This window comes from Pseudomonas sihuiensis (assembly GCF_900106015.1).
In the GTDB taxonomy this organism is placed as follows: Bacteria; Pseudomonadota; Gammaproteobacteria; order Pseudomonadales; family Pseudomonadaceae; genus Aquipseudomonas; species Aquipseudomonas sihuiensis.
In genome coordinates this window covers 1,291,579-1,313,649 of the sequence record NZ_LT629797.1, presented here as the reverse complement: position 1 = coordinate 1,313,649, position 22,071 = coordinate 1,291,579, and the positions used below count along the sequence as shown (strand labels likewise).

Annotated in this window: 23 protein-coding genes and 1 pseudogene; 9 read left to right on the top strand and 15 right to left on the bottom strand. The window is 57.8% G+C overall.

The annotated features are described in order from the left end of the window. The first annotated feature begins 102 nt into the window (after positions 1 to 102). Both BLT86_RS06225 and BLT86_RS06220 read left to right on the top strand, forming a co-directional pair. Complete coding sequence (locus BLT86_RS06225) at positions 103 to 435, top strand: DUF2790 domain-containing protein (RefSeq protein WP_092375388.1); 333 nt, start codon at positions 103 to 105, stop codon at positions 433 to 435. Between the two features lie 156 nt (positions 436 to 591). Then, complete coding sequence (locus BLT86_RS06220) at positions 592 to 1,917, top strand: OprD family porin (RefSeq protein ID WP_092375385.1); 1,326 nt, start codon at positions 592 to 594, stop codon at positions 1,915 to 1,917. Positions 1,918 to 2,095: 178 nt separating this feature from the next. Here the strand turns inward: BLT86_RS06220 and BLT86_RS06215 are convergent, their stop codons facing one another. The 6 genes from BLT86_RS06215 to BLT86_RS06190 all read right to left on the bottom strand — a co-directional run bounded on the left by BLT86_RS06215 (position 2,096) and on the right by BLT86_RS06190 (position 6,903). Then, on the bottom strand, positions 2,096 to 2,539 hold the full coding sequence (locus tag BLT86_RS06215; RefSeq protein ID WP_003246746.1) for a DUF411 domain-containing protein: 444 nt from the start codon (positions 2,537 to 2,539) through the stop codon (positions 2,096 to 2,098). Next, positions 2,529 to 3,371, bottom strand: coding sequence for a c-type cytochrome (locus tag BLT86_RS06210; RefSeq protein WP_003139525.1), 843 nt, complete (start codon positions 3,369 to 3,371; stop codon positions 2,529 to 2,531). Before BLT86_RS06210 ends, BLT86_RS06215 begins: the two co-directional genes overlap by 11 nt. Positions 3,372 to 3,380: 9 nt before the next feature. Next, positions 3,381 to 4,370: a copper resistance protein B gene (locus BLT86_RS06205; protein WP_092375382.1), complete on the bottom strand. Its 990-nt coding sequence runs from the start codon at positions 4,368 to 4,370 to the stop codon at positions 3,381 to 3,383. After that, complete coding sequence (locus BLT86_RS06200) at positions 4,360 to 4,671, bottom strand: hypothetical protein (RefSeq protein WP_092375378.1); 312 nt, start codon at positions 4,669 to 4,671, stop codon at positions 4,360 to 4,362. Before BLT86_RS06200 ends, BLT86_RS06205 begins: the two co-directional genes overlap by 11 nt. A gap of 12 nt (positions 4,672 to 4,683) precedes the next feature. Continuing rightward, positions 4,684 to 6,507, bottom strand: a complete 1,824-nt coding sequence (locus BLT86_RS06195) for a copper resistance system multicopper oxidase (RefSeq protein ID WP_092375375.1) — start codon at positions 6,505 to 6,507, stop codon at positions 4,684 to 4,686. A 189-nt stretch (positions 6,508 to 6,696) separates the two neighbouring features. After that, a complete protein-coding gene (locus BLT86_RS06190) occupies positions 6,697 to 6,903 on the bottom strand; it encodes a co-regulatory protein PtrA N-terminal domain-containing protein (protein ID WP_004374659.1) in 207 nt (68 codons plus the stop codon). Between the two features lie 283 nt (positions 6,904 to 7,186). Between BLT86_RS06190 and bufA2 the strand changes: the two genes are divergently transcribed. The 4 genes from bufA2 to BLT86_RS06170 are packed head-to-tail and all read left to right on the top strand — an operon-like array spanning position 7,187 to position 9,484. Beyond that, positions 7,187 to 7,447, top strand: a complete 261-nt coding sequence (gene bufA2 / locus BLT86_RS06185) for a BufA2 family periplasmic bufferin-type metallophore (protein WP_092375372.1) — start codon at positions 7,187 to 7,189, stop codon at positions 7,445 to 7,447. 44 nt (positions 7,448 to 7,491) lie between these two features. Further along, a complete protein-coding gene (gene bufB / locus BLT86_RS06180) occupies positions 7,492 to 8,328 on the top strand; it encodes an MNIO family bufferin maturase (RefSeq protein WP_004374664.1) in 837 nt (278 codons plus the stop codon). Further along, the gene (locus BLT86_RS06175) at positions 8,325 to 9,119 is read left to right on the top strand and encodes an HvfC/BufC N-terminal domain-containing protein (RefSeq protein WP_003460128.1); all 795 of its coding nucleotides are present in this window, start codon (positions 8,325 to 8,327) and stop codon (positions 9,117 to 9,119) included. The genes bufB and BLT86_RS06175 overlap by 4 nt, the downstream gene beginning before the upstream one ends. 50 nt (positions 9,120 to 9,169) lie before the next feature. Then, positions 9,170 to 9,484 carry a hypothetical protein gene (locus BLT86_RS06170; protein ID WP_017675723.1) on the top strand — a complete coding sequence of 105 codons (315 nt, stop codon included), beginning with the start codon at positions 9,170 to 9,172 and terminating at the stop codon, positions 9,482 to 9,484. A gap of 19 nt (positions 9,485 to 9,503) precedes the next feature. On the opposite strand, the gene BLT86_RS06165 is transcribed toward BLT86_RS06170, so the two are convergent. From BLT86_RS06165 to BLT86_RS06130, 8 genes and pseudogenes are all read right to left on the bottom strand, one after another. Beyond that, complete coding sequence (locus BLT86_RS06165) at positions 9,504 to 9,704, bottom strand: heavy-metal-associated domain-containing protein (RefSeq protein WP_003246756.1); 201 nt, start codon at positions 9,702 to 9,704, stop codon at positions 9,504 to 9,506. Between the two features lie 97 nt (positions 9,705 to 9,801). Continuing rightward, entirely contained in the window at positions 9,802 to 11,229 is a 1,428-nt protein-coding gene (locus tag BLT86_RS06160; protein WP_033725463.1) for a UvrD-helicase domain-containing protein, read from the bottom strand. Beyond that, positions 11,219 to 12,945 (bottom strand): annotated as a pseudogene (locus BLT86_RS06155) (ATP-dependent nuclease). The gene BLT86_RS06160 and the pseudogene BLT86_RS06155 overlap by 11 nt, the downstream one beginning before the upstream one ends. A 173-nt stretch (positions 12,946 to 13,118) precedes the next feature. After that, positions 13,119 to 15,482 (bottom strand): heavy metal translocating P-type ATPase, encoded by a 2,364-nt coding sequence (locus tag BLT86_RS06150; protein ID WP_158541479.1) that lies wholly within the window; start codon positions 15,480 to 15,482, stop codon positions 13,119 to 13,121. A 5-nt stretch (positions 15,483 to 15,487) separates the two neighbouring features. After that, positions 15,488 to 15,736, bottom strand: coding sequence for a DUF2933 domain-containing protein (locus tag BLT86_RS06145; RefSeq protein WP_092375367.1), 249 nt, complete (start codon positions 15,734 to 15,736; stop codon positions 15,488 to 15,490). Between the two features lie 79 nt (positions 15,737 to 15,815). Next, entirely contained in the window at positions 15,816 to 16,349 is a 534-nt protein-coding gene (locus BLT86_RS06140) for a cupredoxin domain-containing protein (protein ID WP_092375364.1), read from the bottom strand. Positions 16,350 to 16,496: 147 nt separating this feature from the next. Continuing rightward, the gene (locus tag BLT86_RS06135) at positions 16,497 to 17,054 is read right to left on the bottom strand and encodes a cupredoxin domain-containing protein (protein ID WP_043242880.1); all 558 of its coding nucleotides are present in this window, start codon (positions 17,052 to 17,054) and stop codon (positions 16,497 to 16,499) included. 166 nt (positions 17,055 to 17,220) lie between these two features. Then, on the bottom strand, positions 17,221 to 17,580 hold the full coding sequence (locus tag BLT86_RS06130; protein WP_003246763.1) for a co-regulatory protein PtrA N-terminal domain-containing protein: 360 nt from the start codon (positions 17,578 to 17,580) through the stop codon (positions 17,221 to 17,223). A 206-nt stretch (positions 17,581 to 17,786) separates the two neighbouring features. Between BLT86_RS06130 and BLT86_RS06125 the strand changes: the two genes are divergently transcribed. Next, the gene (locus BLT86_RS06125) at positions 17,787 to 18,464 is read left to right on the top strand and encodes a heavy metal response regulator transcription factor (RefSeq protein ID WP_039588641.1); all 678 of its coding nucleotides are present in this window, start codon (positions 17,787 to 17,789) and stop codon (positions 18,462 to 18,464) included. Between the two features lie 2 nt (positions 18,465 to 18,466). Next, complete coding sequence (locus BLT86_RS06120) at positions 18,467 to 19,882, top strand: heavy metal sensor histidine kinase (protein ID WP_185965442.1); 1,416 nt, start codon at positions 18,467 to 18,469, stop codon at positions 19,880 to 19,882. Between the two features lie 62 nt (positions 19,883 to 19,944). Here the strand turns inward: BLT86_RS06120 and BLT86_RS06115 are convergent, their stop codons facing one another. Continuing rightward, positions 19,945 to 20,904: a site-specific integrase gene (locus tag BLT86_RS06115; protein ID WP_074937805.1), complete on the bottom strand. Its 960-nt coding sequence runs from the start codon at positions 20,902 to 20,904 to the stop codon at positions 19,945 to 19,947. A gap of 179 nt (positions 20,905 to 21,083) precedes the next feature. Between BLT86_RS06115 and BLT86_RS06110 the strand changes: the two genes are divergently transcribed. Continuing rightward, positions 21,084 to 22,061 carry a DNA-binding protein gene (locus tag BLT86_RS06110; RefSeq protein ID WP_092375361.1) on the top strand — a complete coding sequence of 326 codons (978 nt, stop codon included), beginning with the start codon at positions 21,084 to 21,086 and terminating at the stop codon, positions 22,059 to 22,061. The last annotated feature ends 10 nt before the right edge of the window (positions 22,062 to 22,071 follow it).

Genomic DNA, 22,071 nt, shown 5'->3' with positions numbered 1-22,071 from the left:
GGTAACGCGGCAGGAAGCATTACGGCGATGTAACTTTGACTTCATTTTTATGACAGGTCGAGCGGATATATTTTAATCACCACCTTGAAGGAGTGATTAAACATGAAAAGCCTCAAAGTTATTGCAGCACTTGCCGTTATGGTTGTTTCCTCTACCGCTCTGGCAGAAGGCGGTGCTGATCGTGTTTATGGTCGGATGATTCAGGCCAATGAGCAGGCCATGCAAGAGTATGCTGCCGCTAACGGAAAGAATCCGCCTGAAGTCATTCATTACCGCTACGGCATGAGGCTCGATATCGCTAAGGTCGTGGCCACTACCTCAACGGACTCTAGCTGCAATGTGATGCCGGCCCAGATGACCTACGAGGACTCCAACGGCGATCTGAATATTCTTGAATACCGTGCAGCCGGAACAGGTTGCCGGAACCAAAACTAATAAATGACATCGCGCTGACTGAAAAGTAATTTTCAAGTCACCCTGACGTTATTTGGCATGTGGAAATATGGCCAAGGCGCGCCTGGTTATGCCCGGTGCGCTTGGCACATATATGCGACCACACAATGACAACTGCCAATAGCATCAGGAGCATTTATGAATAACAGGACCCTGTTAGGACTTTCTCTGCTCGCTCTGAGCATCAGTACCGGGCAAGCTGCAATGGCCGCCGGCGAGAAAGGCGAGGGATTTATCGAAGGCAGCAGCCTGACCATCCTCAATCGAAACCTCTACTTCAACCGCGATTTCCGTAAAGGCCAGTCCAGCAGCTCGGGTAATGGCTATTCGGAAGAGTGGGCGCATGGCGTGATAGGCCGATTCGAGTCTGGTTTCACGGAGGGCACCATAGGTTTTGGTGTCGATGCCTTTGCCATGCTGGGGCTCAAGCTTGACACCGGCGACGGCCGTTCTGGTGCCGGGGGCTCAGTCGATGTAATGCCTTACAACAGCCTTGGGCAGGCTGAGGACAACTACTCCAAATTGGGGGGCGCGGTGAAAACTCGGTTCATGGATACCGAGATCAAGGTAGGCGACGTCTTTCCTGTCAGCCCTGTCGTCCAATACGGTGATGCGCGGCTTTTACCGGAGAGTTTCCGAGGTATCACCGTGCTCAACAGCAGCGTGGAAGGACTGTCGCTTCAAGGCGGTCGCCTCCACTCGATGAGCCAACCCAATACCAGCAGCATGCGCGACGGCTTCGCTACCTTCTACGCGGGCGAAGTGGACTCGCCATGGATCGCCTATTTCGGTGGTGATTACACGCTTAATGACAACGTCGGCTTTAGTCTCTACACCAGCCGCCTCAAGGATGCCTGGAATCAATATTACGCGGGCACCACGCTGAGCTACCCGCTTGCGGACGATGTCGCCTTGATCGGCGGGCTGAACTACTACAAGGCGGTCGATGAAGGGAGGCAGCTCCTCGGGAGCTTCGATAACAACATCTGGAGCGGCAAGGTCGGCATCCAATTCGGCGCTCATACAGTGCTGGTGGGTCTCCAGCGCAACAATGGCGATGATGACTTCGACTACTTGCGCCAATCGGACTCCATCTACCTCGACAACTCCATCCAGTACAGCGACTTCAACTCGCCGAAGGAGAAGTCATGGCAAGTGCGCTATGACCTGGATATGGAGCCTTTCGGTGTGCCTGGATTGAGCTTCATGACTCGATATGCCCAGGGCTGGGATGCCGACTACAGCAACGCCAACGAAGTCTATATGCGCCGTGATGACAACGGCGATCCGTTGACCAACCAGAAGCGCTGGGAGCGGGACATCGAGGCCAAGTACGTTGTGCAGTCTGGGTCGTTGAAGGACATGTCCTTTCGCATTCGACAAGCCACGACTCGCGCCACCGACTTCGAGTCGGATTTGGATGAGTTCCGCCTGATTGTCGAGTACCCGCTGGAAGTTCTCTAACCCTGGCAAGCGAGCGGGTTGATTGCCCCGCTCGCTCCTTGGTCCTGCTGTCCCCTCGTAGTGCTCCTTTGGTTTGGAGACAGCCCTTGGCGCCCTAGGGCGCCTTTTTTACTTAGGTTAAAGGACGTATGAAAATGAGTCGGCCACTACACACAAGCGGCCGTGCTGGCAGGCAGTACTACTGGGCGGGATATTCTGCAACGACCTGATCAGAACCCGTCTTGGTCAAGCCAATGACCTGGTAGGCATGCTGTACGCCATCGACTTCCATGCCGGGGGAGCCCGCCGGCATCCCGGGAACAGCGATGCCCAGCAGATCATCGCGCTTGGTGAGTTCGATGACCTGAGCCGCCGGCACATGACCTTCGACGAACTTGCCGTCAATCACCGCGGTGTGGCAAGACGCTAACCGTGGCGCGACGCCCAGTCTTTGCTTCACTGCTGTCATGTTGCTTTCAACATGGTCGACGACTTTGAAGCCATTCGCTTCGAGGTGTGAAATCCACTTCTTGCAACATCCGCAATTGGCATCACGATGGACATCAATCGTCAGGGCATCAGCTGCTTGAACCGCAGACGTGACGGAGAGAGCGGCCAGTAAGGCCAGATATTTAGCTTTCATGTACGTGCTCTTTGCCATCGGCGTGGGTGTGGGTCTTGGGCGAGGCGTTCGGAGCCTGCTCGGCGTGATGATCACCTCCGTTGGACGACGCCTCATCTCCAGCATGGTGGTCATCGCCACTCATATCCGAATGGTGACCTGCCTTAGGTGCGGAGCCACCCTCGCTATCCGTAGCCGCGGCATCGTGATGACCAGGCTCTCCAGCATCACCTGATCCATGATGGTCATCGCCACCGCCACTATTGTCATGATGGCCAGGCTTGTTGTCGCCGTGCTGTCCTTCATGGTTATGCATCTGCGTTTCCCCACCACCGTGCTGATGGCCGCCACTGGATGCGACGAGTGTTTGGTATTGCTTGGCATCCATCGTCGGCAGTTGGTTGAGGAAGGCAACCATGCCCCAGATGTACTCGTCTCCCATGCTCTTGCCCCACGCAGGCATACCCGTTGCCTTGATGCCATGCTTGATCACCCAGAACGCTGCTGACGGATTGCCATCGACACCGATCTTGGCGAGGTTGGGGGGCGCAGGATAAAGCGATTGGCTTAGCTCGGTCTCCGCCACACCTGGCGCCAAATGACAGCCGATACACATGGAGTTGTAGTTGCCCGCACCGGCGCGAATAAGAGCTTGATCATCCAGGTTGGGAACCTCGATGTCCCGCGAACGGACTTCGATAGAGCGGTCACGGGCCATCGTGAGAAACGCATGCACTGCAGGAAAATGGGGATCGTCGGCCCCCACGTTGACCACGCCAAAGTAGGCGCCGGCCAGGACAGCTGTGCTACCGACCACGCCGGCCGCCACCAAAGTTTTAATTGTTCTTTTCATGTCAGGTTCTCAAAACCACATCCGGATACCGGCGACAAAACGCGCCTCGTCTACATCACCGCCCTCGTCGCGCACCATGTCTGCCGTGTTGCCATAGGAGCGGCTCCAGGAAACCCCGATATAGGGGGCAAACTGCCTGACAATCTCGTAACGCAGACGCAAGCCGAGCTCGGTATTTGCCAACCCAGACCCCACACCTCGCTCAGGATCGTTCTTGCCGTAGAAGTTCATTTCGGCAGTTGGCTGGAGAATCAGCCGGTTGGTCAGCAGAATGTCGTACTCGCCCTCCAGTCGGGCAGCAGTTTGGCCATTCTCGCCGACGAAGGCCGTGGCTTCGGCCTCAAAGGCGTAAAGCGCCATGCCCTGGATACCGAAGGCGGCCCAAGTCTGCGGCGACTCCGGTTTGAAGTCCTGGCGAACGCCCGCGACGACATCCCACCAAGGGCCGATCGAGCGGCCGTACAGCAGCTGTAATTCAGCATCCTCGGTCACGCCGTTGGTACGCTCGCCTTCGGAGCGGAACCAGACCCGGTTGATATCACCGCCTACCCAGCCCGACGCATCCCAGGCCAGGGTGCTGCCCTCATCTGCGTCCTGGTATTCGAGCTGATCGAGCAGGAAAAAACTGTTGATGGCGCTGTCGTGAACCTTGTGGCCAGGTAATGGCGGGAAAGCCGCTTGGCGATCAGCATCCGTCAGAACGGGAATCGGCGTACGGCTGGTGGTTCTCGGGGCTTCAGCGGAGCCATGGTTCATCTTTGAATGATCCATGCCCTCCATCTGTCCTTGCATGGCGCCATGCCCCATCTTGCTGTGATCCATAGCCTGGGCCTTCTCTTGGCTCTGGCCGTGGCCCATCTGGCTGTGGTCCATCGACATGGAGCCGTGCCCCATTGCCGAATGATCCATTTCTTCCGCAGCCTGGGTAACGCCGCCGCTGAGTGCACTCAGCGACACGGCCAGCGCTATGAGGGACGGGCGTGAAAACCTAGTGGTCATGGTTCGAACCTGCTTCGGCTTCGGTGCCGCCATGCTTATCCATCATCTTCTCGTGCCCCATATCGTCATGGTTCATACCCTCATGATCCATGGCGCCATGATCCATCTGATGGCCAGCGGCCTTGCCTTTCGATTGATCTGCAGGCTTGTCACTGGCGTCGGGCGCAGCCGACTCGGCAGCATGTTGTTCGTGCTCGCTGTGCCCCTCACCTGCCAATGACGTCGGCGCGTGCAGAACAGCCAAAAGACTGAACATCGCTGCGCTGCCAGCCAGGGCATTACGCTTCATAAAAGTACTCATCAGAAATCTCCTTTACTCATCCACACGGACTTCACGGAACATGCCCGTTTCCATGTGGAGCAACAGGTGGCAGTGATAGGCCCAACGCCCCAACGCATCGGCGGTCACCCGATAGCTGCGCTTGGAACCTGGCGGCATGTCGATGGTGTGTTTACGCACCAGGAAATTGCCGTTCGCATCCTCCAGGTCGCTCCACATGCCATGAAGATGGATCGGATGAGTCATCATGGTGTCGTTGACCAGCGTGATGCGAACACGCTCGCCGTACTTGAGGCGCAGAGGCTCGGCGTCAGAGAACTTGATGCCATCGAAGGACCAGGAGAATTTCTCCATGTGCCCGGTAAGGTGCAGCTCGATGGTGCGACTTGGTTCGCGACCATCCGGGTCGAGGAAGGTGCTGCGCAGGTCAGAGTACGTGAGGACGCGTCGGCCGTTGTCTCGCAAACCAATACCTGGGTCGTCCAACTTATGCGTTGGTGTCATGGTTTGCATATCGACCAGCGGGTTGTTGGTCTCTGAGGCTGGGTGTGCCTGCATGGCACCTGCCATACCTGCCATACCTGCCATGCCTGCCATGCCCGAATGATCCATTCCAGCCATCTGGCTGTGATCCATGCCGGCCATGCCACCCTGCATGCTCCCATGATCCATGCCCGCCATACTGCCGTGGTCCATTCCGGCCATGTTCCCGTGATCCATACCGCCCATGCTGCCGTGATCCATACCCATGTCGCCCATGGCAATCAGTGGGCGCGGGTCAGGGCTTGGTACCGGTGCACTCAACCCTTCCTGTACCGCAAGGGTGCCGCGCGCATAGCCAGTGCGGTCCATGGATTGGGCAAACACGGTATAGGCCTGTTCGCTGTCTGGTTCGATGATCACGTCGTAGGTCTCGGCCACGGCGATACGGAACTCGTCGACGCTGACCGGTTTGACGTGCAGACCATCGGCCGCAACCACAGTCATCTTCAGGCCTGGGATGCGCACATCGAAATAGGTCATCGCCGAGGCGTTGATGAAGCGCAGGCGGATCTTTTCGCCTGGTTTGAATATGCCGGTCCAGTTGCCATCAGGTGCCTGGCCGTTCATCAGGTAGGTGTAGGTGTAGCCACTGACGTCGGCGAGATCCGTCGGGCTCATCTTCATTTCGGCCCACATCTTACGGTCGGCTACGGCGGCGGACCAACCCATCTCGCTTACGTCATCGATGAAGTCACCAACGGTGCGTTTGTGCTGGTTGTAGTAGTCCGACTGTTTCTTGAGCTTGGCCAGTACCCGCGTTGGATTTTCATCCGTCCAGTCGCTCAGCAACACGACGTAATCACGGTCGTAACTGAAGGGCTCGGGCTCCTTGGCATCGATGACCAGCGCACCGTATACGCCGACCTGCTCCTGGAGCCCAGAATGGCTGTGATACCAGTAGGTGCCGTTCTGGTTGACCTTGAACTTGTACTCATACATGCCATCAGGGGCGATGCCATGGAAGCTCAGGCCCGGAACGCCATCCATGTTCGCCGGCAGGATGATGCCGTGCCAATGGATGGAGGTGTCCTCCTTGAGGCGGTTGCGCACGCGCAATGTGACGGTATCGCCTTCGCGCCAACGAAGAATCGGCCCAGGGAGCGAGCCGTTGATGGTCATGGCCGTGCGCGCTGCGCCGGTGATGTTCACCGGGGTTTCACCGATGAATAGGTCGAATTCGTTACCAGTCAGTACGTTGGGCTGGCCGGGGCTGTTCACCGCCCAGACCGGCGTGCGCCACATGCCCATGCCGCCGAGAATACCGGCGGCGGCGAGGCCTTTGACGAAAGTACGTCTTGTGGTTTTGCTTTGCATGCCGTTATGTCCAATCCGTCAGATGAGCCGGTGATATGCATCCGGTCTCGGGTTCATTGACTGCTCCAGTGTCGGGAGATTTGATCTTCAAGCCTTGCGTGCTGCGCAAGTTCCCCCTGACACCAAGCAGTATGAAACTGCCATATCTCAACCATCCGGGTGATTACATTTCTGTAAGGTTGAGGGGGCTCAGCAGCTGGCGTGTTCCGCCTGTTTGGCTTGGCTGCCGGCGACAGGAGCTTCATCGTTCTGCTGCTTGGCCAACTGATAGGCTTCCAGCGAGACCTGGCGGGCTTGTTCCATGCGTGCAAACGTGCGATCAGCACCGCCTTCGGCCATCGCCAGGCTGGAAACACTCAGGGCAGCAACTACAAACAGGGTTTTGATCGATTTCATTTCGTTAATCCTCAGAAGTTTAGAAGCCCCTGAAACTAGTGGGGACGAGCGTTAAGCTCGCTGCTACGTTAACCACGACGCCCTGTCAGCAACCTGATCCGAACATTACAGTTCTGTCAGTTTGCTATTTCTTTCTTGTAGGCCCTCCTGAAGGCTCGGTACTGTCTTCCTGCCCGCGCAGCCTTGCGGGTTCCATGGGCCTGATCGGTAGCAATGCCTGAGCTAACTCGTTCATTCGCACCGACGGATCGCGACCATCAAACAATCAAGAGAGATAGCCACTATGTCGAACAAATCCAACGTAGCTACCGGTGCCGCCTTGGCTCTGGTGGCCGCCAGCCTGTTCTCCACCCTGCCCGTCCAGGCTGCTCAGGACACCAAAGCAGCAGAAGTGAAGTGCTTCGGGATCAATGGTTGCAAAGGGCAGAACGACTGCATGACCGCGAAAAACGACTGCAAAGGCCAAGGCGAATGCAAAGGCCAAGGGTTCAAGTTGATGACCCAGACCAAATGTGACGAAGCCGGTGGCAAAACCAGCGAATAAGGCGGTTCAGGGGAGTGCATGCCACTCCCCTGCTGGAGTCTCGAATGAGTAAGCGCAAAACTCTGGGTTTCGGTCTTGGCCTTCGTAACGAGTATTACCGGCAGATCCTGGAGGAACGGCCTGCGGTCGACTGGTTCGAGATCATTTCCGAGAATTACCTGGTGGAGGGCGGCAAGGCTCTCTACTTCCTTGATGCGATCGGCGAGCACTACCCCCTGGTGATGCACGGAGTATCTCTTTCGATTGGCGGCTCACATGCCTTGGACATAGACTACCTACGACAGCTCAAGCAGCTGGCGGATCGGGTGCAGCCTCAGTGGGTGTCTGATCACCTGTGCTGGAGTCGAGGCAACGCCCATCAACTTCACGATCTGCTACCGCTGCCGTTTACCCAGGAGAGCCTGCTGCATGTCGCGGCCCGGGTGCGCTTGGTGCAGGATGTTTTGGAACGTCCCATCGTGCTGGAGAACGTTTCCTCCTACGTGCAGTGGACAACATCCAGCATGAGCGAGTCTCAGTTCCTCTCGGAGCTCAGTTACCTGACCGGGTGCGAGCTGCTTCTCGACGTGAACAACGTCTACGTCAGTTCGCGCAACCAGGGTTTCGACCCTTGGCAGTTCATCATGGAATTGCCGCACGAGCGGATTCGGCAAATTCACCTGGCCGGGCACAGCGATTACGGGCAGTACCTCATCGACACCCATGACCAGCCCATCGCTGATCCGGTTTGGTCTCTCTACAGCAAGACTTTGAGCTACTTGGGCCCGACATCGACCTTGATCGAGCGGGATGACCAGTTTCCGCCGCTGGAAGAGCTGTTGTCCGAATTAGCACATGCCCGTGCTATCGCCAAATCTGTGATATCGGGGGCCACCCCTTGAGCCTGATCGCCCTACAGACTGCATTTGAAACTTACCTGACAGGTGACAGTGCCCTGCCCTCCAACGAGCTTTTGGAGCAGATCCGAGGTAGCACAGCGCTGAGTGCTCTCGAAGGCCTGCAGATCTACCACAACGCTTACCGTTCGCGCCTGCTTGCGGTCTTGCGAGAAGACTTCCCTGCCCTGCTTCACTGGATCGGCAACGAATCATTCGAGCAGCTCGCACTGGCCTACTTGGCCGCCTGGCCACCACGACATTTCAGCATTCGCTGGCTGGGCGAGAAGCTGCCCGAGTTCATTAGCAGCTACGTCGAAGAACCCCAACTATCGCCGATGCGCGAACTCGCGGAACTGGAATGGGCCTTTACACTGGCCTTCGACGCTCAGGATGTCGAAGCGCTTTCGCTGGAGACCATGAGTGATTTTTCGGCTGAAGACTGGATTTCACTCAGGGTTTCCCTGACTGCATCTGCCCGGTGGTTGCAACTGCAGTACAACACGCTGGAGTTGTGGAAAGCCGCCAAGTCCGGCAGCTTGCTGCCTGATATTACCCGCCTGCCAACGAACCTAGCCTGTCTTGTTTGGCGTCATGAACTCGTCTGCCAGTACCGGAGCCTGGAGCCAGCGGAGGCTTCGGCATTGCAGTTTCTCATCGAGGGCGGATCGTTCGCTGAACTCTGCGAGTCGTTGAGCGCCACGCATGGCGAGCAAGCTCCCTTGCAAGCCGCGACCTGGTTGAAGTTGTGGGTCAACGACGGTTTGCTAAAGCGCGGCCAGCTATTACACGAATGACCCGGAACCTTTAGGCTAGCGCTCTCTCTTTGGCCACTCCGAGCGCTTCTATGACTCACCGCATCATGCATTTCAAACAGCAAGCCTTGCTTGACCCGGAGACCTATCAGGCAATGCTGGCCGACGGCGTTGGTCACTGGGAGCGGCTTGCAGGAGAAGTCGTCGGCATAGAAGACGAAAAAAGCCACGAGTTCGCTGCATTGAAAAGCCTGTTCAAGCGCAAGCGGTACTCCTATGACACGCTGGAAATGCGCGAGCCAGGCGATCACTCAAACTGGCTTCGCGGCCGAGATGGTTCAGAAGGTATGACCAACGAGGTCACCAGTATCCCAGGGCTAAAAGAGCTCTCAGAACTGGAGATTTAGTGGGATAGCAGGTCAGCGCTCAAGCGCTGACCTGGGCCGAATAGCCAAGCTCCTGGATGAGTTCGCGGATCGATTCGGCACTTTCTGTGCTCTCAACGGTGACCTTGCCGGCCGCTCGATCCACTTCTACTCGTGCATCCTGATCCAGAGCTTGAATGGCCTTCGTGATTTTGCTCACGCAACTGCCACAGCCCATCCCCGCAACACTCAGACTAAACATGTCTTTCACCTCATTTCGTCCGCGGCTCAAGTTACCGCACGGACAGCATCGACCTTGACACGATGGCAAGGTCAAGCCCGTAAGCGCTACAAAAGGATCAGCCGTTTACCACGGGCGTAAGGATGGGGGTTGGTGAACACACCACGACATGCCTTGCGCCCCTCGTCAGTGCGACGTATAGATTCTGGGGGGTCATAAGCTCAGGATGCAGGACAACCGAGACATCCGCCTCCAGCCCCTTGAGAAGTAATGTGCTGCCTACAGAGCGTCTTGCGATCGGTCGGGCAAGGTGTCTATTGCGCTCTCGCGCTTGAATGGCTGCACTCAGAAAGTCGGCAGCACCTCCCACCACCGCTTGCATTGCAGACCGGCAGCAGTACAGAACCTCCGGTCGGTATACACGTGCCCCGTGCTGCTCAGCGAGCGTATCGATCACACGGAGCGCTTGCCCCAATGTTGGCGCTGCTACGAAATCGATCGCCGCAGCCTCGGCCGCGGTCGGAGGCGTTCGGGCCCTTCCTGCACGCAGCGACTCCACGCGCGTTCGCAGGTTTGCTGCACCTACCCCCGTCATTACGCTGGAAGCAAACTCCACAAGTTGTGCCAGAGCATTGGCACCCTGCAAGTCAAAGTTCCTGGCGAAGTTGACGAGATCTCTCAGGTCGACGGCTTCTACGGCCATGGCACCGGGTGTCTGGCTCGTGAGCTGATGGCGACCTTGCACGTTGATGGAGTCCCCGATGATGAGGACGCTACCCTGAGCGTTGGGAGCTTCGGTTCTCGCGGCCACCAGTCGCTGCTGAACTTCGGTTCCGGCGTTTAGCTGCACCCAACGCACTTCTGCTGGAGCCGTGCGCAGATCCACCGGCTGACCAGCTTGAAGTTGTTGCCTTATGGCGAGCAGCCACTGCCCGAGGTTCTCAGCTCCAGCCAGCCGCCAGCGCCACGGTATCCTCAACTCTCCCGCTGCGGGAAACAGGGGTTGCACCTCATTCGCCCAATGCACCAGTCGATTGCCACGGAAGCTGAATATGGCTTGCATCGGGTCACCGAGCACGCAGGTCGGAAGCACCTGGGCCAAACCAGACACGATGGCGTGCTGGACGACGTTGCAGTCTTGGTACTCGTCGACAAGCAACCGTGCATAGGTGGCGCGAAGGGGCTGAGCGAGGTGACCGGCCTGCAACAACTGCATGGCGGCCTCCCGAATTGCCGGGTAGTCAGTATTGGGTTGATGCAGCTGTAGGATCTGCGGGTTATGGCCGCTTCGCGCTGGGAACTTAGCGATCAGGCGCATCGAGAATCCGTCAATGGTGGAGACTCGATATGCGGAGTTAGGAACACCGGCTCGTCTCAGGCGCGCCCGTAAGGCCGCAACGCCGGCGTTCGTATGTGTCAAGACGAGGATGGGTTTGCTCTGCGTATGCGCGATGAGCGTCTCGGCAATCAATTGCGTTTTTCCACAACCTGCGGGGGCCGTTATGGAGCCACGCTCGATAGCGAAAAGATCAATCTCAGGGGGCACTTGTAAACGTCCAGAGCTGATTCGTGACTGCCATGAAGCCCGGTTCGGCGTTCTGTAAAGACGGACCGACGATGTCCCTTGCAACCTCCTGATAGGTTGTCAGCGACTTGAACCAGCCGCTGTTGCGGATACGGGATGCGGTTCCCAGCAGCTCTCGTCTCTCAGGTGAGTACCCATCCACGAGTCGCTTGGCTCGGATATCGTTCAGCGTCACGCGGCCTTGGGACTTCGTCTGAATGTGTGCGTTCATCAGCTCTGCACCCACTATTGTTTCGGCTTTCGCCAGAAGTGCATCGAGTGCTTGCTCACTGAGATGGCGGAAGATCTCGTCCTCCAACGTGAGGCCTGGTCGCCATGTAAGAATTTGCCCGCCGGCGGCCAAGAATGCTTCAGCGAGCCCCGCGGTCGAAGGCTTGTCGGCATCTACAAAAACCATCACGCGGTAACCCAAGTTCAGAAGTGCTGTTCCCCGGATAAGACTGTTATCGGGGCTTCCCCCGCCGGCGTCCACATACGCGCCGCCATGGGCCAGGAATGAGGTAGCGCCAAGACTGACCCACCATTGGTCAAGGCCACGCGCGAAGCCAACCTCGCTGGCACCCTCGCAAACGATGATGGATTTGGCGAGGAATGCTTCGGGGTCCTTCCGAAGGGTACTTTGTACCTCGTTGGCTTCCCCAGCTGGCATAACACTGTGGCGCTGAGGTGCTGACCGAACAACGAATAACTGGCTGCCGGACAGCTCGCGCAGCGCGACCGGCGAGTGCGTCGTCATGAACACTTGCAACGGAGCGGCAGCGTCCTTTGCACCCAGCGAGTCCAGGAATCGCATGAGCCGATGAGGTTCAAGCCCGTATTCCACCTCATCAACCAGGGCAATTGGCGCGGCGCTGGCCGCAGCCCTTTGAAGCCCTGCCACTAGCAAGCGTGACGAGCCCGTGCCAAGGGAGCGCAGCGGAATACCTGTTTCACTGTGCAGCGCGATCGCCCCCTCGCCAATCGACACAGAATGTGCGTCAAGGAGCGCCTGAGGCATAGCCCCGACCGAAACGCCAAGATGCTGTGCTGTGCGTTGCACGACCTCAAGCGTCTGGGTCAGATGTTCGGCTGCTTGATTGCCAAAGTTCGCTCTTGCTTGCCTAGCGGCGCGCGCCAGTTCAGCACCAAGCTCGGCGCGCTCATCGGTAGTCGATTGAGCACTGAGCCACGACTCCACGACAAGTTCGAACTCGCAAAGCTGCCGATACGGGCGGGTGCTAGTGCCGCTCGTTCCTTCCAGGGAAGAGTGCGTTCGAGTTGCTGCTGCTCCGCACGCTCAGAAAAAAGTGTCCAGGTAGGTTCCAAATCGGCACCAACTTGCAGGAGCAAGGTGATGACGGTCTCCAGCCCCGCTCGCGGTTCGTCTTCGACTTCTCCCGTTCCTGGATTGAATCCACGCAAGAACTAGCCGTAAACATCGATATCCATCAGCGATACCGGCAAATCGCCAAGCGTCACACTGATGGTGATGGGTGTTTCGACGTTCAGAGCGAAGAAGTCCATGTCGCCGAACGTGCCGCCCCGGCGGGCACCGACGCAAAGGTCAATCGCATCTAGAATGCTGGACTTTCCACTATCGCCAGGACCTATGAGGCAGTTAATTCCTGGGGCCGGCACCCAGTCGAGCGCCTGGATAGATCGGAAGTTGCTGATAATCAGTCTGCGAATGCGGGCCACGGAGAGTCCTCATGGGTTAACGACGACCAGTCTCCTACCCGCAGCGGCAACAGTCCATCGAACGTCACCTCGTCACTATGTGTTGCGACAGATAGGTCGGACCGGAAACTACCGTACGGCATTTTCCGGTCAGATGCGCTTCTGAATAATCACCTGGTCGGTGGTATGGAAGCCTATCCGATGTCCGTTGATTTCAACCTCAGAGCATTGAAGACCACCGACGCCGAGCTGACACTCATCGCCAGCGCAGCAATCAAGGGCGACAGAAGATGCCCCGTCAGCGGGTACAGCAGCCCCGCTGCTAGCGGGATTCCCATCGCGTTGTAGAGGAACGCAAAGGCGAGGTTCTGCCTCATGTTTTTCACGGTTGCCACTGACAGGGTGCGCGCTCGCAGGATGCCCATCAGATCTCCCTTGACCAGCGTCACTTGGGCGCTGTTCATCGCCACATCGGTACCGGTGCCCATGGCGATACCTACGTCAGACCTGGCCAGGGCGGGCGCATCGTTGATGCCGTCACCCGCCATGGCGACACGACGGCCATAGCCCTGCAAATCGGCGACCAGTTTCTCCTTATCCTGCGGTTTGACCTCACCATGCACTTCCTCGATTCCGAGCTGCTTCGCCACGGCTCTTGCTGTGGTGAGGCCATCACCAGTGGCCATGATGACCTTTACGTCTTCGCTTTGAAGCTTGGAGACAGCCTGTTGAGAAGTAGGCTTGATCGGATCGGAAACGGCCAGGAGTCCCGCCAGGCGACCATCAACGGCCAAATAGATGATGCTGATGCCTTCCAGACGCAGTTGCTCGGCGCGATTGCGCAGCGGGGTAATATCGACGCCCGCCTCGTCCATCAGTGCGGTGTTGCCGAGCTGCAGCTGATGGTCATCGACCTGGCCGCGCACACCAATACCCGAGCCAGATTCGAAAGTGTCCGGTTTGACCAGTGCAATGCCCTGACCGCGCGCATGATCGACGATGGCATGAGCCAGCGGGTGCTCACTACCCTGGTCGAGACTAGCAGCCAGGCGCAGCACTTCATTGGAGTCGTAACCGCCTGTCCCTTCCGCACTATGAAATACGGGACGCCCCTCAGTCAGGGTTCCAGTCTTGTCGACGATGAGCGTGTCGATCTTGCATAGATTTTCGATGGCGCTGGCATCGCGGAACAACACACCGCTGCTAGCGGCCTTGCCAGTCGCAACCATGACGGACATCGGGGTTGCCAGACCCAGAGCGCAGGGACACGCAATGATTAGCACCGCCACCGCATTGATCAGGCCAAATACCCAGCCTGATTCCGGCCCTAATAGCCCCCAGCCGAAGAAGGTCAGAATCGCGATCAGGATCACCCCGACCACGAAATACCCTGCCACCGCATCAGCCATACGCTGCATGGGGGCCTTGGAACGTTGGGCTCTGGCCACCATCTGAACGATCTGCGACAGCATGGTCTCGGCACCGACCTTCTGCGCCTCCATCACCAGGCTGCCGTGGGTGTTCAGGGTGGCACCGATGAGGGTATCCCCTGCCCGCTTGGTGACGGGCACCGGCTCGCCGGTGAGCATCGACTCGTCGACAGCGCTCTCGCCCTCCAGCACGGTGCCATCCACCGGGACTTTTTCGCCCGGCCGGACACGCAAGTGGTCACCCTGATGGACGTGGGTCAGCGGAATATCTTCTTCCTGGCCGTCAGGCCTGATGCGCCGGGCAGTCTTGGGGGCCAATCCCAGCAGTGACTTAATGGCGGCAGAGGTCTGCGAGCGGGCTTTGAGTTCGAGCATCTGGCCCAACAGCGTGAGCGAGATGATCACCGCGGCGGCCTCGAAGTAGACGCCGATGCGTCCATCCTGAACGAAGGCCGCCGGGAACCACTGCGGAACCAAGGTAGCGGCCACGCTGTAGAGGTAGGCAGCGGCCGTTCCCAAACCGATCAGGGTCCACATGTTGGGGCTGCGGTGGCGGATGGAGTCAATGCCGCGGGTGAAGAATACCCAGCCACCCCATAGCGTCACGGGCGTCGCCAGAGCCAGCTCGACCCAGTTCTGGGTCGTGCCATGAAACAGTTGCAAGGAATGGCCGGCCATCGCCAATACGGTCACGATGACGGTCAACGGTAGGGTCCACCAGAACCGCATCGAGAAGTCCTTCAGCTCTGGATTTTCCTCCTCTTCCAGCTCCGGGATGACAGGTTCCAGCGTCATCCCGCAGATCGGGCAGTTTCCGGGAGCCGGTTGACGGATTTCTGGATGCATCGGGCAGGTGTATTCAGCACCTACAGGTGTCGATGTGGGTGCTGGAGTCGCGTGCTGGTGATGCTCCCCATGAGACTGATGGCTCATGTACTGATGAGGATCTGCTTGGAATTTCTCTAGGCACTTCGCACTGCAGAAATGATAGGCCTTCCCTTCAAAGCTCTCGCGATAAGGGCCATCAGGTTTGACCTCCATGCCACACACCGGGTCGCGCTGGCTCTCGGAGTGGGCGTGCGAGTTATGTGAATGATCCTGGTCATGATGGCAGGAGGTCTTTTGCATGCGATCTATGTCCTTTCTTCGTCCTTGGAAACAGCGGTGCTGCTGGAGTGGGAGTGCCCGCCGTGATTGTGGCCAAACAGATGCATCAGCGGGCATAGCAGCAGGATGAGGTACGGCAGGGCCTGCGAAAGATGACCGTAATGCTCACGCGCTACATAGAAGATGCCGATTACGGCCAGCATGATCAGAGCAATGCCAATCTTGCTCTTCCAAAAAGGTGGTTCCGTAGTGCCAGTGTGGTGCGTGTGATCCATGACAATAGCCTCGGTTCAATGACCATAGAATCAGCATAGGTTACTCTGGCCAGGCAGAGTTGACGCGTATCAATGGAGTTCAGCGTACGGTCACCTTACCGACCATTCCCGACTGATAATGTCCTGGAATATTGCAGGCGAACTCCAGATCAGTAGCGTCGGAGAAGGTCCAGATCAGCTCTTCGCGTGCACCTGGCTCGACCAGAACGCTGTTGGGATCGTCGTGCTCCATGCCGACCATCTTCATGCCGCCCATGGCGTGGTCCATTTTGCTCATGTCATGCGCTGCAGTCGGGGACAGCGTGCCGTTCTGAAACATCGCAGCCATCTCTTTCTGGTGCGCGGCATGGGATGCCGCTTTGCCAAGATTGAATTCGTGTAGCAGTGCACCGTCATTTTTCAGGACGAAGCGAACTGTCTCGCCTGCTTTGATCTCCATTGCTTTGGGTTCGAAGAAGATGTCCCCCATCCGGACTTCGATGGTGCGATCTACTGCCTGACCGTCTCCCGGTTGCCCAATACTGTCTTTCTTGTGGCCCGGGCTGGCCAGCGCATTGGCAGCACTGAGCAGCAAGCCAAGGGTGGTGATTATGAAAGCGGGTCTGAGTTTCATGGTGTGCCTCTGAGGTGTTGAGGAGGGATGAGTCCCGATGCTAATGAGGTGCAGCTGGCGGTACGCTGACGTGAAAACTACATCGCAGTAAGGTTCGTCAGATCGGTGCTACCCAGCTCGCGGCCAACGGGTAGCACCGATGCCGGACTAACGCAGAGCAAACTCACCGACCATCCCCGCCTGGTAATGCCCAGGCAATGTACAGGCGAAGCTCAAACTGCCCGCCTTAGGGAAGGTCCACACGAACTCTTTGGTTGTGCCGGGCTCGACGAGAACCGCGTTCGGGTCGTCATGCTTGGCTTTGATGACTTCCGGATAGCCTGGAGGGTTGGAGTCTCCCGTGCCATAACGCTCATGCCAGACAATGCGCTCGGCCATGCCGGTCGGGGTCAGTGTGCCGTCCTTGAACAAGGACGCCATCTTGCGCTGGTGCTCCAGCTGGGACGCTGCCTGCCCGATGTTGAACTCGTGCATCAACGCGCCCTCGTTCTTCAGAACGAAGCGCACGGTTTCACCTGGCTTCACATCGATCGTTTTCTGGCTGTAGTTGATGTCGTCCATCTTTACCAAGATGGTACGAGTCGCTGGCGTCGCCTGGGCCTGCTGCCCAATGCCATTGCTACTGCCGCCGACCTCGGCAAATGCCGGAAAGGTGGTGCTGATGAACAGAGTGCTGATCAGCAGTTTAAGGGGTAAGCGTTTCATGGTGAGACCTCGAGATGGGTGCTGGAAATCTCATGCTATTCCCCGCTTGCTGCCAGGCCGCTGACCCCAAAACTACAATTGCGTCAGCTGGGAAAAAGCACGGCGCCATAAAGGCGCCGCTAGGCCAAAGGAGCAATCACGGAAGGCCTGGAAGATGGGAAAATCCTTATCGATGGCACTCTTTGTCGGCCATCATTAGCTTGTGCTCGCGGATCATTTGAGCCAGCACGTCGTCTACCAGCTTGTCATGCTTTTCCATCCAGGCCAGATGCTCTTCGGCAGACATGTTTGGCGCGGGATGTTCGTTGTGCAGCTGGCTCATGATGTCTTCGAGCATGTTCATATGCTCCTTCATGTGCACATGCCGCTCGCCGACCGGGGCCTTCTCCGCCTGGATCAGCACGGCTTCTGCTTTGTCGCGCATCTGCTGGATGCGCTCGAATACACGGTCGCTGCCCCCTTCGGCCCAAGCCATGGAAGACAGCAGTAGCGAACCAACCAGAAGCAAAGGTTTCAGCGATTTCATGGGCAGTCTCCATCAGTGCAAACTATGGCCGGCACCTCTGCTTTTGGTCTGTCGAGGGCCGAGAGCACAACCTAGTACTCATGCTTGCACCCTAGACAAGCCACCCTGTCAATGAGCTGAAGTCAGAATTACATTTTCGTAAGCTTCTGGTTGGGGCCGCGGTTTGCCTGCAAACTCAGGCCACCCGACTTTTGGAGTCTGCACACATGAAACTACTGGTAGCTGAAGACGAACCCAAAACCGGTACGTACCTCCAGCAAGGTCTCACCGAGGCTGGGTTCAATGTCGACCGGGTTATGACCGGTACAGATGCCCTTCAGCATGCACTTAGCGAAGCCTATGACCTGCTAATTCTGGATGTAATGATGCCTGGGCTGGACGGTTGGGAAGTGCTGCGCATGTTGCGCGCAGCAGGAAAAGACGTCCCCGTACTGTTCTTGACGGCACGCGATGGTGTGGAAGACCGCGTTAAAGGGTTGGAGCTGGGTGCGGACGACTACCTGATCAAGCCATTTGCTTTCTCAGAGCTTCTGGCCAGGGTCAGAACGCTGTTGCGCAGAGGTAATGGTTCGCCGACGCAGACCACCATGAAAATTGCCGATCTGGAAGTCGATCTGATGAAGCGACGTGCTGTCCGGGGCGGGAAAAGAATTGACCTGACGGCGAAGGAATTTTCACTACTGGAGTTACTGCTGCGCCGACGCGGTGAAGTGCTCCCGAAGTCGCTGATTGCCTCTCAGGTTTGGGACATGAACTTCGACAGCGACACCAATGTCATTGAGGTCGCGGTACGCCGGCTACGCGCAAAAATCGATGACGATTTCGATCTCAAGCTGATTCATACCGCCCGCGGCATGGGATACATGATGGATGCGCCGGAGTGAATATGAAGCACCTTTCGCTGACAGCACGCATGAGCCTGATGTTCATGTCCGCGGTAATTGCAGTCCTGACGGTAGCAGGGCTGAGTTTCAATATGCTCAGCCAGCACCACTTCAAGATGCTGGATCGGCAGGCCCTGGTGGAGAAACTCGAATCCGCCAAACATATCCTCAACAATGCTCGCGGTGAAGCGAGCCTTTCGGAAGAATTACCGCAGTTGCGAGCCTTGCTGGGAGCCCATCAGGATCTGGCGGCCACTATCCTGGCCAGTGACGGTTCCGTACTGTTCTCCGACCCCAGAGCAGTCGAAGTACCAGAGCGTTTCAGACGTGAAAATGAGCAGAGCATGTGGGAGTGGCAGAACGGCCAACACATGTACCGCGGCATGACGGCGCAAATCTCGGTAGCCGATCAGGCTGAGCCGCTCACAGCTTTGCTGATTCTTGACGTCACCAATCACACACACTTTTTCGACACGCTGCAACGATGGTTCTGGATTGGATTGGTCATCAGTGCCCTGTTCAGTGCCGCGCTCGGCTGGGTGGTTGCTCGCAGCGGCCTTAGGCCTCTGCGGCAAGTCACTCATGTGGCCTCCGGGATGTCCGCTCGCTCGTTACAGGAACGAATCCCTCTCGAACCAGTGCCGCGGGAACTTCAGCAACTGGTTCTATCCTTCAATGCGATGTTGGCTCGGCTAGAGGATGCCTTCGTTAGGCTCTCCAATTTTTCGGCCGACATTGCCCACGAGCTACGCACGCCCGTTAGCAACCTGATGACCCACACCGAGGTCGTGCTGAGCAAGAAACGCGATATCAATGCCTATGAAGAGAATCTCTACTCCAACCTGGAGGACTTGAAGCGCATGTCTCGGATGATTGATGACATGCTTTTCTTGGCCAAGGCTGATAATGGCCTGATCATCCCCGAGCAGGCCAGGATCGAACTGGCCGACGTAGTCTTCAAGCTGTTTGACTACTACCACCTTCTGGCCGAAGAACATGGCATTGAACTATCGCTCACAGGCACAGGCCAAGTGCTGGGAGATCGGCTGATGCTTGATCGTGCACTCTCCAACTTGCTGTCCAATGCACTGCGCTACACGCCGGCGGGACATACAATTTCGGTTTTGATCCGCGAGACAGCGGGCTCCACAACCTTCAGCATTGAGAACCCAGGGGACACAATCAGCTCAGAGCATCTAGAGAAGCTCTTCGACCGCTTTTACCGGGTTGACCCCGCTCGGCGGGAGGGAAGCCCGAGCAATGCCGGGCTCGGTCTTGCCATCACCCGCTCCATCATTGAGGCTCACAAAGGCCGCATCTGGTGTACTTCAGCGGCGGGTCTCACGGGCTTTCATATCGAATTCCCCCATCACCACTGTTGTCGGTCTGGCGGTAAGTCGGCTACTGCCAACCGCTAGCCCAACTTGGCTGGTGTTCCCAGTGCGCGGCTAGGTGCGGATCGGGGCCGCCGAAGGCGGTCTTATGGCAGTCCCTCGGGCCAGTTTGAGATATGTTGTAGCGCACTCAGCTGCCCAGGGAACACTCCTGTGCTCTCGACATAGCGCAATGCGGATTGACCATCGCTCCAGCCAACGTACTGCATCAGTGCTTTGAGATCCCAGCCGCTGCGGGTAGCCCAGGTGGCAAAACCGCGGCGCAGCGAGTGGCTACTGTACAGCTCCGCAGGCAGCCCTGCCGCCTGCAGGACGGCGCGCATGAGTGGGACAACGCTATTTGGGTGCAAACCCTGCTCACCTAAGTGCCCCCAGCGATCAACTCCACGGAAGACCGGCCCGCGCGCAATGCCCGCCAGGCTGATCCAGTCGACGTAGGCCTGTACCGGGCACAGCCTGGCCAGCGCCGGCGCGCTAAAGGTCTGGCCTTGGTTGTCCCGGTCACCTTTGCTCCAGGGTAGGAACAGTTGCATGCCCTCCCCAGGCCTTACCTGGATGTGCTCGACTCGTAGGCGGCACAACTCATCACTGCGGAACGCCCGCCAGAAGCCGATCAGGATCAACGCGCGGTCACGCCAACAGCGCAGCATCCGCGGCCAGTCGTCCTCGGCACGGGCCTGATCGCCAGTCCGCTCCAACCACAACACGCACTGCTCGAGCTGGCGCAGCTGCAAGGGTTCGGCCTGCTTCTCCTGACGCGGATGCAGCGTACGGATGCCTTTGAGGACCTGACGGACCAGTGGGGTCTTGGTTGGATCCGGAAAACCCTGGCTGACATGCCACTGCGCCAGGGCTGCCAGGCGCAGCTTGAGCGTGTTGCTGGACAGCGTGGCGGCGTGGTCGACCAGGTAGCGCACGATGGCATCGCTGGTCGCCGGCAAGAAGCCGCCCCAAGTCACCTCGAAGTGCTCAAGCGCCTGCTGGTAGCTGCGCCGCGTGTTGGCGCGGGTGCCGGCCTGCAGGTACCGCTCAATCTCCTGGCTCATCTGAGCGCATCCCCTTGGTGTACCGGTGAGCGACTGCCAAACGACGAAAATGGCGCTTCACCTTGGATAATTCGTCATTATCCAATTTTAGGTAAGCGTCCATCTAGTGTAAAAACCTTATCAAATATAGTATGTAAATACAGCATATGTATTACAGTACGAAATCGTAGGAGAGCAACATGGCACGCGGCGGTATCAACAAGGCGGTGGTGCAGAAGGCACGCACTACCCTCCTCGCCCGCGGCGAGTACCCGAGCATCGATGCGGTACGGGTTGAGCTGGGCAATACCGGTTCAAAGACCACCATTCACCGTTACCTGAAAGAGCTGGAGGCCGCCGACAGTGGTCGTGGAGCAGTACCGCTTGCTCTGAGCGAGCAACTGACTAACTTGGTGAACCAACTGGCCGACCAATTGCAAGAAGAAGCGCAAGCCGTTGTTGCCGGGGAGCGAGAGTTGTTGGAGCGCGAGCGGATCGACTACCAGCAGCGGATTCGGCAGGCCGAGAGCCGCATCCAACAACTGGAAGGCCAGACAGCGCTCGACGCCGAACGATTTCAGGCCACTGACCATGAGTTGCAACAGTTACGCGAGCTACGGCAGCAAGCCGAGGTCGAGAATGCCCGCCTGCAGCAGGCCAATCGCGACCTGGAGGATCGGCTCAAGGATCGCGATGCACAGATCCACTCGCTGGAGGAAAAACACCGACATGCGCGTAACACACTGGAGCACTACCGGCAGGCCAGCAAGGAGCAGCGTGAGCAGGAACAGCGCCGACACGAGTCGCAGGCGCAACAGTTGCAGCTGGAAATTCGCCAGCTGCAGCAGACGTTGATCATCAAGCAGGACGAGCTGACCCAACTGAATCGCGACAACGCACGCCTTCTCACCGAAGCAAGGCAGTTGCACAGGGACCAGCAGGCCAAGCAACGTCTGCTGGATCAGAAAGCTCAGGCTCTGGAAGCTCTGCAGAGCCAGTTCAGCGCGTCAGAAGCCGTCAAGCTGGTCCTGCAGCAACGCAATCAGAATCTACAGAGCGAACTAGACAGCTTGAGCCAGGCCAAGGTCAGGCAAGGCACCTCTCGGCAGTCGCACAGAGCCCAGCGCGCAACCGCGGCAGTAGATAAAGCGACTCCGCCAGCAAAAAAGCAAACCTGACTGAAACGAC

Coding starts and splice junctions, on each gene's coding strand:
- BLT86_RS06220 (WP_092375385.1), top strand. CDS start 592: ATGAATAACAGGACCCTGTTAGGACTTTCTCTGCTCGCTCTGAGCATC.
- BLT86_RS06110 (WP_092375361.1), top strand. CDS start 21,084: ATGGCACGCGGCGGTATCAACAAGGCGGTGGTGCAGAAGGCACGCACT.
- BLT86_RS06170 (WP_017675723.1), top strand. CDS start 9,170: ATGACTCACCGCATCATGCATTTCAAACAGCAAGCCTTGCTTGACCCG.
- BLT86_RS06150 (WP_158541479.1), bottom strand. CDS start 15,482: ATGCAAAAGACCTCCTGCCATCATGACCAGGATCATTCACATAACTCG.
- BLT86_RS06115 (WP_074937805.1), bottom strand. CDS start 20,904: ATGAGCCAGGAGATTGAGCGGTACCTGCAGGCCGGCACCCGCGCCAAC.
- BLT86_RS06135 (WP_043242880.1), bottom strand. CDS start 17,054: ATGAAACGCTTACCCCTTAAACTGCTGATCAGCACTCTGTTCATCAGC.
- BLT86_RS06205 (WP_092375382.1), bottom strand. CDS start 4,370: ATGACCACTAGGTTTTCACGCCCGTCCCTCATAGCGCTGGCCGTGTCG.
- BLT86_RS06225 (WP_092375388.1), top strand. CDS start 103: ATGAAAAGCCTCAAAGTTATTGCAGCACTTGCCGTTATGGTTGTTTCC.
- BLT86_RS06120 (WP_185965442.1), top strand. CDS start 18,467: ATGAAGCACCTTTCGCTGACAGCACGCATGAGCCTGATGTTCATGTCC.
- BLT86_RS06140 (WP_092375364.1), bottom strand. CDS start 16,349: ATGAAACTCAGACCCGCTTTCATAATCACCACCCTTGGCTTGCTGCTC.
- bufB (WP_004374664.1), top strand. CDS start 7,492: ATGAGTAAGCGCAAAACTCTGGGTTTCGGTCTTGGCCTTCGTAACGAG.
- BLT86_RS06190 (WP_004374659.1), bottom strand. CDS start 6,903: ATGAAATCGATCAAAACCCTGTTTGTAGTTGCTGCCCTGAGTGTTTCC.
- bufA2 (WP_092375372.1), top strand. CDS start 7,187: ATGTCGAACAAATCCAACGTAGCTACCGGTGCCGCCTTGGCTCTGGTG.
- BLT86_RS06200 (WP_092375378.1), bottom strand. CDS start 4,671: ATGAGTACTTTTATGAAGCGTAATGCCCTGGCTGGCAGCGCAGCGATG.
- BLT86_RS06125 (WP_039588641.1), top strand. CDS start 17,787: ATGAAACTACTGGTAGCTGAAGACGAACCCAAAACCGGTACGTACCTC.
- BLT86_RS06195 (WP_092375375.1), bottom strand. CDS start 6,507: ATGCAAAGCAAAACCACAAGACGTACTTTCGTCAAAGGCCTCGCCGCC.
- BLT86_RS06215 (WP_003246746.1), bottom strand. CDS start 2,539: ATGAAAGCTAAATATCTGGCCTTACTGGCCGCTCTCTCCGTCACGTCT.
- BLT86_RS06145 (WP_092375367.1), bottom strand. CDS start 15,736: ATGGATCACACGCACCACACTGGCACTACGGAACCACCTTTTTGGAAG.
- BLT86_RS06165 (WP_003246756.1), bottom strand. CDS start 9,704: ATGTTTAGTCTGAGTGTTGCGGGGATGGGCTGTGGCAGTTGCGTGAGC.
- BLT86_RS06210 (WP_003139525.1), bottom strand. CDS start 3,371: ATGAAAAGAACAATTAAAACTTTGGTGGCGGCCGGCGTGGTCGGTAGC.
- BLT86_RS06130 (WP_003246763.1), bottom strand. CDS start 17,580: ATGAAATCGCTGAAACCTTTGCTTCTGGTTGGTTCGCTACTGCTGTCT.